Annotated in this window: 14 protein-coding genes; 8 read left to right on the top strand and 6 right to left on the bottom strand. The window is 63.9% G+C overall.

The features are described from left to right. Positions 1 to 4: 4 nt before the first annotated feature. Both ACREB4_RS10930 and ACREB4_RS10925 read right to left on the bottom strand, forming a co-directional pair. Complete coding sequence (locus tag ACREB4_RS10930) at positions 5 to 676, bottom strand: PEP-CTERM sorting domain-containing protein (protein ID WP_431588243.1); 672 nt, start codon at positions 674 to 676, stop codon at positions 5 to 7. Positions 677 to 761: 85 nt separating this feature from the next. Next, positions 762 to 2,144, bottom strand: a complete 1,383-nt coding sequence (locus tag ACREB4_RS10925; RefSeq protein ID WP_431588242.1) for a DUF3500 domain-containing protein — start codon at positions 2,142 to 2,144, stop codon at positions 762 to 764. 378 nt (positions 2,145 to 2,522) lie between these two features. On the opposite strand from ACREB4_RS10925, the gene ACREB4_RS10920 reads away from it, so the two are divergent. The 8 genes from ACREB4_RS10920 (at position 2,523) to miaB (ending at position 9,408) form a co-directional block, all read left to right on the top strand. Next, complete coding sequence (locus ACREB4_RS10920) at positions 2,523 to 3,704, top strand: glycosyltransferase family 4 protein (protein ID WP_431588241.1); 1,182 nt, start codon at positions 2,523 to 2,525, stop codon at positions 3,702 to 3,704. A gap of 37 nt (positions 3,705 to 3,741) precedes the next feature. Next, positions 3,742 to 4,239, top strand: a complete 498-nt coding sequence (locus tag ACREB4_RS10915) for a GAF domain-containing protein (RefSeq protein ID WP_431588240.1) — start codon at positions 3,742 to 3,744, stop codon at positions 4,237 to 4,239. Beyond that, entirely contained in the window at positions 4,229 to 4,645 is a 417-nt protein-coding gene (locus ACREB4_RS10910; protein WP_431588239.1) for a response regulator, read from the top strand. The genes ACREB4_RS10915 and ACREB4_RS10910 overlap by 11 nt, the downstream gene beginning before the upstream one ends. Further along, positions 4,642 to 5,355 carry an N-acetylmuramate alpha-1-phosphate uridylyltransferase MurU gene (gene murU, locus ACREB4_RS10905; protein WP_431588238.1) on the top strand — a complete coding sequence of 238 codons (714 nt, stop codon included), beginning with the start codon at positions 4,642 to 4,644 and terminating at the stop codon, positions 5,353 to 5,355. Before ACREB4_RS10910 ends, murU begins: the two co-directional genes overlap by 4 nt. A 321-nt stretch (positions 5,356 to 5,676) precedes the next feature. Further along, positions 5,677 to 6,498: a PEP-CTERM sorting domain-containing protein gene (locus ACREB4_RS10900; RefSeq protein WP_431588237.1), complete on the top strand. Its 822-nt coding sequence runs from the start codon at positions 5,677 to 5,679 to the stop codon at positions 6,496 to 6,498. Between the two features lie 196 nt (positions 6,499 to 6,694). After that, on the top strand, positions 6,695 to 7,516 hold the full coding sequence (locus ACREB4_RS10895; RefSeq protein WP_431588236.1) for a PEP-CTERM sorting domain-containing protein: 822 nt from the start codon (positions 6,695 to 6,697) through the stop codon (positions 7,514 to 7,516). Between the two features lie 125 nt (positions 7,517 to 7,641). Then, the gene (locus ACREB4_RS10890) at positions 7,642 to 8,031 is read left to right on the top strand and encodes a hypothetical protein (protein WP_431588235.1); all 390 of its coding nucleotides are present in this window, start codon (positions 7,642 to 7,644) and stop codon (positions 8,029 to 8,031) included. Positions 8,032 to 8,046: 15 nt separating this feature from the next. Beyond that, on the top strand, positions 8,047 to 9,408 hold the full coding sequence (gene miaB / locus ACREB4_RS10885) for a tRNA (N6-isopentenyl adenosine(37)-C2)-methylthiotransferase MiaB (protein WP_431588234.1): 1,362 nt from the start codon (positions 8,047 to 8,049) through the stop codon (positions 9,406 to 9,408). A gap of 15 nt (positions 9,409 to 9,423) precedes the next feature. On the opposite strand, the gene ACREB4_RS10880 is transcribed toward miaB, so the two are convergent. Genes ACREB4_RS10880 through ACREB4_RS10865 form a run of 4 tightly spaced genes read right to left on the bottom strand, consistent with a single transcriptional unit; the run spans position 9,424 to position 13,128 of the window. Continuing rightward, positions 9,424 to 9,693: a DUF4404 family protein gene (locus ACREB4_RS10880; RefSeq protein WP_431588233.1), complete on the bottom strand. Its 270-nt coding sequence runs from the start codon at positions 9,691 to 9,693 to the stop codon at positions 9,424 to 9,426. A gap of 34 nt (positions 9,694 to 9,727) precedes the next feature. Next, on the bottom strand, positions 9,728 to 10,966 hold the full coding sequence (bioF, locus tag ACREB4_RS10875) for an 8-amino-7-oxononanoate synthase (RefSeq protein WP_431588232.1): 1,239 nt from the start codon (positions 10,964 to 10,966) through the stop codon (positions 9,728 to 9,730). A 33-nt stretch (positions 10,967 to 10,999) separates the two neighbouring features. Further along, a complete protein-coding gene (locus ACREB4_RS10870; RefSeq protein ID WP_431588231.1) occupies positions 11,000 to 12,187 on the bottom strand; it encodes a PLP-dependent aminotransferase family protein in 1,188 nt (395 codons plus the stop codon). Beyond that, positions 12,184 to 13,128: a DMT family transporter gene (locus ACREB4_RS10865; protein WP_431588230.1), complete on the bottom strand. Its 945-nt coding sequence runs from the start codon at positions 13,126 to 13,128 to the stop codon at positions 12,184 to 12,186. Before ACREB4_RS10865 ends, ACREB4_RS10870 begins: the two co-directional genes overlap by 4 nt. Positions 13,129 to 13,212: the final 84 nt, after the last annotated feature.

The raw sequence follows: 13,212 nt of genomic DNA, 5'->3' as shown, positions 1-13,212 counted from the left end.
CGGCTTATCGTTGGCTGTTGCGGCGCAGGCGAACGCCTGCCAGCAGTGGAATGCCCAGCAACATCAAAAGCGCGGAAGAAGGCTCTGGCACCGCACTCACCTGCAGCGCGACTGAGAACGTGCCCAGGCTGGTGCCATCGGTCGTCACCGATGGGTCGATGCCCAGCAAGTTCATCGACAGCGAAGTTGAGGTGAAACTGATGTCGCTGGCATCCAGGCCACTGATGTTGGTGGTCAGCGTGAAACCGGTGAGCAAATAACCATCGCCAAAATTAAGCCCACTGAACACCAAGCCGTTGTAGGTGTCGCCCGACGCCGCGGTGAACGCGGCCAGGAGTTGACCCGAGATGGCGGTGGAGCCGACGTCGATGTACTCGCCGTCAAGCAGTCCGTTGCCCGTGGCATTGGTGCTGGCGCACAGGTTCAGCGTGGCGTCCGGACAGGAGACCTCCACGGCCGAACCCACGGTGACCGTGCTGCTGGCCAAGGCCGTCGTCAGGTCGTTGTAGAAGTAGCCGATCGTGACGGATGAGTCCGTCAGGGTGCCAGTGGAGGTGCTCGTGGTGCCCCCGGGAGGGGTGCTGCCATCGGGCGGCGTGCCGCCAGCGAATTGGGCGTGGGCTGCGGTCAGGCCCATGGCCAGGACCAAGGTCAGTGAAACTTTTGCAATGTGCATGATGAACTCCGAATGCAATGTGATGAATCGATCCAGGCACTGGGCAGAACGACGCTGAAAAAAGCCGTTCAGCCGCGGGCAATGATCAGCTTTGGCCGCAAAGACCGCCGTACTCGGCAGCCTTGTCGCGCCAGACGGTGTGGTAGTGGATGTCGTTCTTGACGATCACACCGCTTTGCACCGAGAACTCGATCCACAGGCGTGGGCCATCGATGCGGAAGTAGTCTCCCTTCGTGGTGACAGTGCCACTGCCGGCATAGGCCACATAGGTCGAAGCCAGGGCCGTGTCACTGAGGTAGGCCGAGAGCAACTCGCTGGCCATGTCAGATGCCTGCGTATTCGCGTATGACTTGATGACTTCGAGGACAAGCGCTTGGTGTGTCGATGACAAATTGGCATAGGGAATGCCAAGGCCTGACTTGCTCGAGTAAGCGCGAGGGCAGGTGCCATCGATGTTGCCGGAGCCATTGGCGCCAAAGACCAGATCGCTGTAGGTGCCGGACAGCTTGGCTGTCGAATAGCCCGTCAGTGCGGCACCCATGTTGGCCACCGCCACGCGCTGAGCCGACATCGGATCGTACGTGGTACCGCCGTAAGTGAACGATGCCTTGGGCTCAATGCCCAGGAACAACGGGGTGGCTGACTTGTAGCTGCCATTGAAGGCTACGTTGTAGGTCAGATGGTGGCCTGTTACCTGGAGCATCCAGAAGCCACTGGTCGACGGCGTTCCCAGGAAGGATATGTAGTATTGGCCCTCGCCGTAACCGCTGCCGCCCCCGATGCTGTAAAGGTAGTTGTCCGCCATCTGCATGCCCGTGAACAGCGTGTCGCCCTTCGAACCCAAAGCCGCTGTGATGAGGGCGTGGGCGGCTGTTTTTTGAGCGGTGCTCAGCGCGCTCCAGGCAATGCCGTTGCGCGCCACCATTGAAGCGGGCAAGTTCGACCAATTACGGGCCGTGTCAAGACTCCAGGTCTTCTGAACGGTGGATTGCTGGGAACTGCTGAGCGTGCTGTAGAAGGTCTGGGCTGCCGTCACCACGTCGGACGTCATGGTGCCCGTCGATGTCTGGGCCACTGAGAGCGTGGCGGCCGAACTGGTTGCGCTGCCCTTGCTGTTGGTCACCACCACGTCGTAGCTGCCAGCGTTGCCCGTGGCCACAGAGGCAATGCTGAAATTGGAAGACGTGGCGCCACTGATGTTCGCCCCGTCCTTGCGCCACTGGAAATTCAAAGTGGCAGCGCCATACGCCGTCACGCTGAAGTTGACGCTGGCACCGGCCGCCACCGACTGGGAGACCGGCTGGGATGCGATGACGGGAGCGCTGGTGTAGCTGCCCCTGCCACTGGTTGCCGCCACAGCGCTGGACATGGCGCTCAGCCCACCGCCATGGGAGCCCAAGATGCCGCTGCCCACACCGACAAGCAGCACCGCGCCTGCGAATGGAATGAAAAACTTGCTTGCTTTCATCATTTTCCTTTGAGTTCGTTAAAGACTTGCTTGACGATGAGCTACACGACGAGCGCAGTTTTGTCGTTGCACGTGTCCGTGGCTTATGTACTTTGTGTCCGGACGGACACACTGGGTGATGCGCTACGCGAACTCGTTTCCCGCCTTTGCAAAGCGGAGTTGTCTGAATCTGGCCTTCCAATCTGAGCAGTAACGGCAGGTGGTGCAGGACGAATCAGATGGCGGCATAGGAGTGCAAGGCTTTTTTCTTTTCCGCTCGTGTATAAAGTCCGCACCCGCTGCCCGCCTGGCGCATGGAACAGAACGAGTTGCACAACCGCTTTGATGATGAATCCACCAAAAGTATTGTTCGTCTGGGATGACAGGGACATCAGCAACGTGGACCTTGGCAATCCGGAAGGCGGCAACATCGGCATCGGCGGGACCGACTTCCTGTTTGGCTCGATCCCCCACGAACTGGGCAAGCGTCAGGCTGGCAAGATCGCCGTGCTGCACCAGATCTCCTCGAACACGCTGTCGCCCTGGGTCGACAGCATCGTCGTGCCACAGGGCAGCACCATCCCCGAGACCCTGAAAGCCATCGCCGGCCAGTTCGACCTCATCGTGGCCCGGCCTGGCGATCTACTGATCAAGCTGATGGACGTGCTGCCCCCCACCGCGCGCGTCATCGCCTGGTCGCACAACCACGCTCGGGGACCGATGCTGAAATGGCTGGGGCTGGAACCCCGCATCGCCGCGGTGGTCAACGTGGGCCGGGAACAAATGCTTTTGACGCGGTTCTCCGAGAGCTACGCCAAAAGCACCTGGATCGACAACCCCGTCTACGAACCACCCACCGCGGGCGACACGGCTCGGACCTGCCGAGCGGTGTACATGGGGGCACTCGTCCCATCGAAAGGTTTTCTCCAACTGGCCAAGGTGTGGCCCAGCATCAAGAAGGCCGTGCCCCAAGCCGAGCTGGACGTGATCGGCTCGGTCGACCTGTACGGTGCCGCCTCCAAGGCCGACCGGCTGTACCTGCAAAAAATCCACCAGCACCTGGGCCAGGCCTCCGGGACCTCCGGCGTTCACTTCCACGGCAAGCTGGGCTCTGAAAAGTACGCCGTGCTGAACAAAGCCTTGGTGGGGTTGCCCAACCCTACCGGCTTCACCGAAACCTCGTGCCTGTCCGCGCTCGAGATGTCCTCCTGTGGCCTGGCCATCGTGGCGCCTCAGCGCTGGGGATTCTGCGACACGGTCAGCCCCCAGTATTCCGGTGTCCTGGCCCCCGACATGGCAAAGTATGTGCGCGCGGTGGTGTCGCTGCTGAGCAACCCGGCCTCCACGCAGCAGCTGGGTCAAAGCGGCAAAACCTGGGTGGCGAAAAACTTCAGCTACGAAAAAATCTGCGGCGAATGGCAGGTGCTCTTTCAAAGCCTGCTCAATGGCCGCCCTTTGCGGCAGCCCGAACCCAAGCAGCCCACCGGTATCTACCCCCATGGCCTCCTGTACCGGCACAACGTCCCGCCACCGTTGCGGGACATGGCGGACAAGATCGTGGGCTGGCGCCTGAAACACTGACCCCCATTTCAATGCGCTCTGGGTATCATCCGTGGGCATGAAAGCCGCGCCCATCCCCGCCAATGACCCGCAACGCCTGCAGGCCTTGCGCGAATTGCTGATCCTCGACACCCCCGCCGAAGAACGGTTCGACAAGATCGTGGCCTTCGCGGCCAGCGAGTTCGACGTGCCCATCGCCCTGATCTCGCTGGTGGACGAGAACCGCCAGTGGTTCAAATCCAAAGTGGGACTTCAGACCTGCGAGACCTCGCGCGATATCTCCTTTTGTGGCCACGCCCTGGCGTCAAAAGATTTCCTCGTCATCGAAGATCCCCTGGCCGACGAGCGCTTCAGGGACAACCCCCTGGTCACGGGCGCCCCTTTCATCCGCTTTTACGCGGGCGCACCACTGATGCTGCCATCGGGCCATGTCATCGGCACGCTGTGCCTGATCGATCAAAAGGCCCGCACCCTGGACGCGCTCGACCTGAGCATCCTGGGCGCCCTGCGCGACGTGGTTCTTGAAGAACTGGCGGGAGGCCACCATGACATCTGAGCGCCACAGCAAACGCTTTTCCTTGCTGCTGGTCGAGCCTCACACCCTGGTGCGCAGCACCGTCACCTCGGTCGCGCGCAGCCTCGACCTGGTCGACATCCACGAAACCCCCAGCGTGGACGCGGCAGAGAACCTGCTCCGCGCCCGCGCTTTCGATGGCTTTGTGATCGCCCTCGACGACGATCAGGCCGGACTGGGCCTGATCAACCGGATCCGCAATGGCAGCACCTTTAGCCCCGCCACTGCGGCGGTCGCCATCACCACCGAGCGGGTGGACCAAGCCAGCATCGAAACACTGCGCCAACTGGAAGTCAAACGCGTGCTGCTCAAGCCCTTCAAGGTCAAGACCATCCTGGAAACGATCACCGCCTTCGTGCAAGCCCCTGCCACGGCCAAGCACCCATGACCTTGCCTGCCTTGATCCTGGCCGCGGGCCGCGGTGAGCGCATGCGCCCCTTGACGGACCACACGCCCAAACCGTTGTTGACCGTGCAAGGCAAGCCTCTGATCGAATGGCACCTCGAGGCGCTCGCCCGCGATGGGGTGCGCGAGGTCGTCATCAACACCGCCTGGCTCGAAGAACAATTCCCTGCCACGCTGGGCGACGGTTCGCGCTGGGGTCTGCGCATCCGCTACTCCATGGAGGCCCGCGATCACGGCGGTGCCCTGGAAACCGCTGGCGGGATCGCCAAGGCGCTGCCCTGGCTGGGAGAGGCTTTCTGGGTCCTGGCCGGCGATGTGTTCGTCCCCGACTTCCGTTTTGACGAGGCCCATGCCCACCGCTTTGCCCGCGAAACGGATTGGGCGCACCTCTGGGTGGTGGCCAATCCACCGCACAACCCGGCTGGCGACTTCGCGGTGACGGGCCAGGGCCGGGTGCTGCGCAAGGAACTGGCGCCTGCGGGCACACCCAGTTGGACTTACTCCACCATCGGGCTTTACCGCGCCGCCATGGTCCACGGCGTGGCTGCCGGCAGTCGCGCGGCCCTGCGTCCTTGCCTCGACCGCGCCATTGACCAAGGCCGCCTTGGCGCACAGCCGCATGAAGGCCGGTGGGTTGACGTGGGCACGCCCGCGCGGCTGGCCGAACTCAACGACACCGCCCGGCCTTATTAAAACCCCATGGCTGGCAGGGTTGCAGGCCCGCCAATGCGCGGAGCGGTCGTCAATCGTCCAAACCAACCCCCCTGTCAAGTGCAGAAAGCACGCCATTCCGCCCAAAAGAGGCCACTTAATTGTTTCAAAATGCCACAGCGTGACTTGCGCCACGGAGGGAGTTAGGTAGTTCCCCCCATCAATCAGTTACACACTCGGTAGAACCCTATAGGCGTGTCGGCGCGTCATCGTTAGAGTGCAACGGTCGATTGAGGTCAGCCGGTCGCCTCTGACACTTTGAGAATCTTCAAATAAAGACCGTATTCACAGTGGAGAAATTAAATGAAATTTGCATTCAAAAGCTTGGTGGCTGCGGCCGCATTCGTGGCAGCTGGCGTTGCCAGCGCAACCCCTTACGCTGGCACCTGGACCGTTGAAGGCGGCTCCGGCAGCCTGACGTTCTCGGCTGGCGCCCTGTCGGCCCTGAGCGCTTCTGGCTCGTCCATCATCACGCCCGGCGTGGTGTCGGTCGGCTTCCCCGGCGCTGGCTCCGCCAACAACGCGGCCTACACCAAGGCCACCGGCAATGTCGCCCTGACGTTCACGGACGCCACCATCGACGGCGACAAGCTGACGTCGTTGACGGCCGCCAACTCCTTGGTGAACATCCGTCGCTCGATCGTCAACGACGAAGATGGCACGGTCTCGCAAAAGAACGTGTTCATGGCCAACTTCAAGGTTGACCTGGTCACCTCGACCATCTCCGCCAACCTGTACTCGAACGCTGGCGCCGGCACCGCACTGCAAAGCTACGGCAACCTGACCATCTTCGCCGCTGCCAACACTGGCGTCGTCGCTGGTGGCACCGGTGGCCTGATCGAAGTGACCAGCGAATCCGCAGCCGGCGCAACCGGTTCTGCCAGCGGCGCCCTGAGCGGCAAGCTGAGCATGAACAATGGCACGGCCGACATCATCCTGGCTTCGCTGGGTCTGGACACCACGGGTGACGTGGCTGACCTGGTCAAGAACGCCGACTGGGGTGCTACCTCGGCTTCGGGCACCTTCACGGCTCCCCCAGCTGTGCCTGAGCCTTCGACCTACGCTCTGCTGATCGCTGGCCTGGCCACCGCCGGTGCCGTTGCTCGCCGCCGCAAGGCTGCCTGAGTAGGCTGATGTCCGGCCTGGCCGGACATTGACCCGAAGAACCGCCTTGTTCCGACAAGGCGGTTTTTTTATGCCAAAAACAACACGCATTGATAACCCTGTCAGGGGGAATCCCCTCCCAAAGGTCAACAAGAGGTTCATAAAATACCCCCATCGCCGACAACATTCGCCTCGGTGGCCAGATGGAGAGTTTTTGATGAAGCACGCCTTGAAGAACATCTTGAGCACCGCCGCCCTCGTCGCGGTCGGCACCGCCCACGCGGCCTCTGGCTATGTCTGGAACGCCGGCACCGGCACCGGCAGCCTCACTTTCTCATCGGAAGCCCTGTCGGCGCTGAGCGCCTCCGGCTCTTCCATCATCACGCCCGCCACCCTGCCTTCGCTGGTCGGCATGTCGAACATCCTTGCCGGCAGCGCCAACAAGGCCGCCTATACCAAGGCCACTGGCAACGTCGCCCTGACATTCAACGACGCCACGGGCGTGGGCGACACCTTGACCAGCCTGTCGGCGGCCAATTCGCTGGTGAACATCCGCCGCTCGGTCGTCAATGACGACTCCACGGTCACGCAGTACAACATCTTCATGGCCAACTTCAAGGTTGACCTGAGCACCTCCACCGTCTTCGCCAACCTCTACTCCAACACCGGCTCGGGCGCCCTGACCAGCTATGGCTACCAGGCCATCTTCACGTCGACGGTCCCCGGTGTCGTCGTGGGTGGCACCTTGGGCACCATCATCGTCGACGGCGTCAGCAATGGCCTGGCCAACGGCCACGCCAGCGGCAGTTTCGCCGGCAATCTGAAGTTGAACACCAACACGGCCAACACCCTGTTGACGGCCTTGGGCCTGGACACCACCGGCGACGTGGCCAACCTGGTTCGCAATGCCAACTGGGGTTCGACCTCGGCCGCAGGCGTCTTCACCGCACCTGCCGTGCCCGAGCCATCCTCGTACGCGCTGATGGGCCTGGGCCTCGTGGGCATGGGCTTGGCGCGCCGCCGCCTCGCCAAAGTTTGAGCACCCCCTCCATCCTCGTCTCTTGATGCAAAGGCCCTTCGGGGCCTTTGCCGTTGATGGGCCTGCCTTTTGGTTTTCAGGGCCTGTAAAATCAACGCTTCCCCCACAGCCCCTGGATCTACACCATGCCCCGCTGTCTATTGACGGCCTCGGTCGCCCTGACCCTGGCCGTGCCCGTTCTGGCGTCTGCGCAAATGCAGGTGCACCGCAATTTCCCGGCCAATGCCTTGCGCGGCGAATTGACCGTCACCGCCGCCCCCGAAGTCAAGCTCAATGGCCAGGATGCCCGCCTGGCGCCCGGCTCGCGCATCCGGGGCCCGAACCAGATGCTGCTCATGTCGGCCGCCATCACCGGCCAGAAGCTGGTCGTCAACTACACCTCGGAACAACACGGCCTGGTGCAGGACGTGTGGGTGCTGCGCCCTGAAGAGATCCAGCAACTGTGGCCCAAGACGCCGAAAGAGGCCGCCACCTGGTCCTTCGACCCCATCGGCCAGACCTGGACCAAGCCCTGAGACACGACACCTGCCATGAGCAACACCGCAACCCCCACCAAAGCGCCCAAGAAGGTCTACATCAAGACCTATGGCTGCCAGATGAACGAATACGACTCGGGCAAGATGTCCGACGTCATGAACGCCGCCCAGGGCTATGAGCCGACCTCCGACCCGGAGCAGGCCGACCTGATCCTGTTCAACACCTGCTCGATCCGCGAGAAGGCGCAAGAGAAGGTTTTCAGCGACCTGGGCCGCGTCAAGCATTTGAAGGACAAAGGCGTGATGATCGGCGTGGGCGGGTGCGTGGCCAGCCAGGAAGGCGCGGCGATCATCGAGCGCGCGCCTTACGTGGACGTGGTGTTCGGCCCGCAGACCTTGCACCGCCTGCCCGCCATGCTGGAAAAGCGCGTGAGCCTGCGCCGCCCCCAAGTCGACATCAGCTTCCCCGAGATCGAGAAGTTCGACCACCTGCCCCCTCCGCGCAAGGAAGGTGCCTCGGCCTTCGTGTCGATCATGGAAGGTTGCTCCAAATACTGCAGCTATTGCGTGGTGCCCTACACGCGCGGCGAAGAAGTTTCGCGCCCCTTTGAAGACGTGCTGACCGAGGTGGCCGACCTGGCCGACCAGGGCGTGAAGGAAATCACCTTGCTGGGCCAGAACGTGAACGGCTACCGCGGCGTGATGGGCGGCACCACCGAGATCGCCGATTTCGCGACCCTGCTGGACTACGTGGCCGAGATGCCCGGCGTCGAGCGCATCCGCTACACCACCAGCCACCCCAACGAGTTCAGCCAACGCCTGATCGATGTCTACGGCAGGACCGACAAGCTGGTCAACCACGTGCACCTGCCCGTGCAACACGGTTCGGACCGCATCCTGATGGCGATGAAGCGCGGCTACACCTCGCTCGAGTTCAAGAGCACGATCCGCAAGCTGCGCGCCGTGCGTCCAACCATCAGCCTGTCGTCCGACTTCATCGTGGGTTTTCCGGGCGAGACGGATGAAGACTTCGACAAGATGATGAAGCTGGTGCACGACCTGGAGTTCGACGCCTCGTTCAGCTTCATCTTCAGCGCACGCCCCGGCACGCCAGCGGCCGCCCTGGAGGACACCACGCCACAGGACGTCAAGCTCAAGCGCCTGCAGCACCTGCAAGGCGTGCTGGACTCGCACGTGAACAAGTTCAGCCAGGCCTTGGTTGGCAAGCGGCAGCGCATCCTGGTGGAAGGGCCGAGCCGCAAGGACCAGACCGAGCTGATGGGCCGCACCGAGTGCAACCGCATCGTCAACTTCCCCGGTGGCCCGAACATGGACCGCCTGATCGGTCAGTTGATCGACGTGACGATCACCCAGGCCTACCCGCATTCATTGCGGGCCGAGGCATGGGTCGCCTGAGCGTTCAAGAAGCGATCAGATCCCCATCTTGCCCAGTGTGTCCATGACATCGCGCAAGGTGGTGGACAGGTAGGGGTGCTCCGCCGAGAAGCGGGCGTCGATCTCTTGCGTGCGCTCGTTCAGACTCGACACCAGGTCGTCCTGCGGTTCACTGGCCGCCAGCACGGCGTGGATGTCGTGGTCCAGTGACTTGAGCTGCTGCAACAGTTCCGGGTCCAGCTTGCCTCCGGCTTCCAGATCACGTTGCAGTTGCGCCAGGGCTGTCTTGAGGTGGTTGGTGTCCATGGGTCTGACTCCTTGTCAGGCCATCGTAGCGCACTCAGCCCGCTTCTGTCAGGGCTTGGCACAAGGTGTCGACATGGTCCAGCGTGTGCGCCGCCGACAGGGAGATGCGCAGCCGGGCGGTGCCAGCTGGCACCGTGGGCGGTCGGATGGCCGGCACCCACAAGCCCTGGCGATCCAGGTGGGCCATGACGGCCAGGGCGTCGGCATTGCTGCCAATGATCAAGGGCTGGATGGCGGTGTCCGACGACATGAGGCGCCATGCGGGCGGCAGCTTCTGCAAACGTGTGCGCAATCGATCACGCAATTGCGCCAAATGCTCGCGCCGCCAACGTTCTTCATGGATGACGCGCAGGCCAGCGCGCACGGCCTCGGCCAGCATGGCCGGTGCGGCGGTGGCGAACATGTAGGTGCGCGCCTTCTGCACCAGCCATTCGACCAAGGTGGATTCACCCGCCACGAAGGCACCGGCCACCCCCGCGGCCTTGCCCAGCGTGGCCATGTAGATCAAGCGGTGCAAGCGCCCTTGCCAGGTGGCCTGAACACCCTCGCGGCCGGTGATGCCCCAATGGGCCAATGTGCCTTCACCGTGTTCCCCCAACACGCCGAAGCCATGCGCATCGTCGACCATCAGCCAGGCGTCATGGCGCTCGCACAAGGTCAGCAAAGCAGGGAGGTCGGCGATGTCGCCGTCCATGCTGAACACCGCATCGGTCACGACCAGCTTGCGCCGGGCAGTGCTGGCTTTCAGGGCCGAGTCCAGGGCCGCCAGGTCGGCATGCGGGACCACGTTGACCTCGGCCCGCGACAAACGCGCGCCATCGATCAAGCAGGCATGGTTCAAAGCATCGGAGAAGATCGCGTCGCCCCGCCCCACGAGGGCCGGGATGACGCCGACATTGGCCATGTAACCCGCCACGAAGGACACCGCGCGCGGCAGGCCCACCATGGCGGCCAGTTCGCTTTCAAGCGCTTCGTGCGAGGGACTGTGGCCACACACCAGTGGCGAGGCCGTGGCGCCCACGCCGTAGCGTGCGGCGGCGTCCTGCGCGGCCTGGATCAGGGCTGGGTGCTGCGACAGGCCCAGGTAGTCGTTGCTGCCGAAAGACAGCCGGGTCTGGCCGTCGATCACGTAGGTGGTGCCGCGGACATGCTCTTGCTCGGGTGACAGGTCGGAGGGCGGCAGCCAAGGCGCGACTTCGCGGCGGCGGCGCAGCAGGTGCGCTTGTGCCAGGTCGGCGAGCTCGGGGGCAAAAAGAGGCGAAGAAGAAGACATCGCCCAAGCGTACCAGCCCGCGCGAGCCCTGCTTCAGGCGAGGCAGGACGCCAGCCGCGCCACGGCTTCGTCGATCTGCATCGGCGACAAGGTCACGAAGGACAGGCGCAGGGACCGCCCCTGCCCCGCAGCCATGCCGGCATAGAACGATGCACCAGGCACATAGGCCACGCCGGCCTCCACCGCGCGCGGCAGCCTTTGGGAAGTGTCGATGTGCTCAGGGCAGCTCACCCAGAAAAACATCCCGCCTTGCGGCAAGTGCCAGGTGCACCCTTGGGGCAAATGCCGACCCAAGGCCGCGGCCATGGCATCGCGTTGGGCACGGTAGCGGGCACGCACGGTGTCCAGATGGCCGTCAAGGTCAAAACCCATGTCCAGCAACTGCATGACGATGCGCTGGTTGAGCGCCGGCGTGTGCAGATCACTGGCCTGCTTGGCCTGCAACAGCTTGGCACGCAGGGCCTGCACATCGGCATGGTCGCCCCGCGGCGTGACGATGTAGCCCACGCGCAGCCCCGGCGCCAGCACCTTGGAGAAAGACCCGAGGTAGATCACCTGCTCGGGTGCGCGCGCGGCCAAGGGCGGCGGTGGCGGGGTGTCGAACCAGAGTTCGCCATATGGGTTGTCTTCGACGATGGGCGTCCGGCTTCGAATGGCCAGCTCGGCGAGTTCACGGCGCCGTGCATCGCCGATGCAGTGTCCGCTGGGGTTCTGATAGTTGGGAACAAGGTAAGCCAGGCGAGCCGGCTCGGCGCCCGACATGGCTTGAGGCAAAGGCCCTTCGGCATCGGCGGCCCAAGGCCTGAACAGCGGCTCGTAAGGCGAGAAGGCTTGCAAGGCGCCCAGGTAGGTCGGCTGCTCCAACAGCACGGGCGAGCCTTCGTCGAGCATCACCTTGCCAATCAGGTCCAGGCCTTGTTGAGACCCCGTGGTGATGAGCACCTGCGAAGCATCGACCTGCCAGCCATCGCGGGACAGGCGCCTTGCGATCCACTCGCGCAGGGGCGGCAAGCCCTCGGTGGTGGCGTACTGCAAAGCGGCCGCGCCCTGGGTGGACAACACCTGGTCGCCAGCAAGCCGAATGGCCTCGATGGGGAAAGATTCGGGCGCGGGCAGCCCGCCCGCCATCGACAGGACACCAGGCCGCTCGGTCACCTTGAGGATCTCGCGGATGGCCGATGAATTCATGCGCTGTGTGCGCCGCGCCAAAGTGAAGCTCATGGCTTGCTGCTCCCGAGGCGGGCCGCGCGCTGACCCCAGATCACCACCATCAACACCGCCGCCGCGACCAGCCAGGTCGACCAGTCCACCGACTCGCGCAAGAGCAGCGCCGACAAGGCGATGGACGTGAAAGGCTGCATGAGCTGCAACTGGCTGACGCGCATGGTGTCGCGGGCCAGGGCCGCGTACCACGCGAAGAAGCCCAGCCAGGTGGAGACCACCGCCACGTAGGCCAAGGCGCCCCAGGCCTGCCAGATCACGGCGTCGGAGGGCCAGCACCAGACCGTGGCCGGCACGGTGATGGGCAAGGCCACCACCAGCGACCAGGAGATGGCCTGGGCGGCCGGCATCTGCCGGGACAAGGCCGCCCCGGCCACATAGGCCAACGAGGCCCCCAGCATCGACACCACCAGCCAGGCATCCGCGTCCACCCAGTGGTCGGCGCCATGCAAGCGGGCCACGCCCAAGGCGAAGCCCAGCACCAGGGCACTGCCTGCGGCTCCGGCGAGCCAGAATCCACGTCCTGGCCGCTGCCCCATCCACCACGATGCCAGCGCAGCCGTGCACAGTGGCAACAGCCCGACGATGACCGCCGCGTGCGCCGCGGGCACCACGCGAACCGCCCACCCCATGCACAAGGGGAACACCAACACCCCCCCCACCACGACGCCGGCCAGCAAGGGCCACTGCCCCCTCACCGGGCGCTCTGCCCGCACCATCCACAGGTAGGCCAGGGCCAGCACGCCAGCGATGGCGCCGCGCGCCACGGCCACGAACAGCGGCGGCAATTGAGGCGCCTCCAGAGACCCATTGGCCACCCGCGTCATGGGGATGGTCATGGCGAACAACAAGACCGCCAAGGCGCCCAGCCAACGTGGCGAGACGGTGGGCAGGCCGGCCCACACAGGGCGACGGGCGAGGACTTGTGGTGTGGTGTTCATCTGTGGCACTCTAAGGGCCGTGACCAACACATGACCAACACACCAAGCCAGATCAATGAACAATCTGTGCTGGTCATGGCGCCA

The sequence above is a fragment of the Aquabacterium sp. genome, from assembly GCF_050725395.1.
In the GTDB taxonomy this organism is placed as follows: domain Bacteria; phylum Pseudomonadota; class Gammaproteobacteria; order Burkholderiales; family Burkholderiaceae_C; genus Aquabacterium.
The sequence above is the reverse complement of the archived record's forward strand: the minus strand, read 5'-3'. Positions and strand labels throughout refer to the sequence as shown.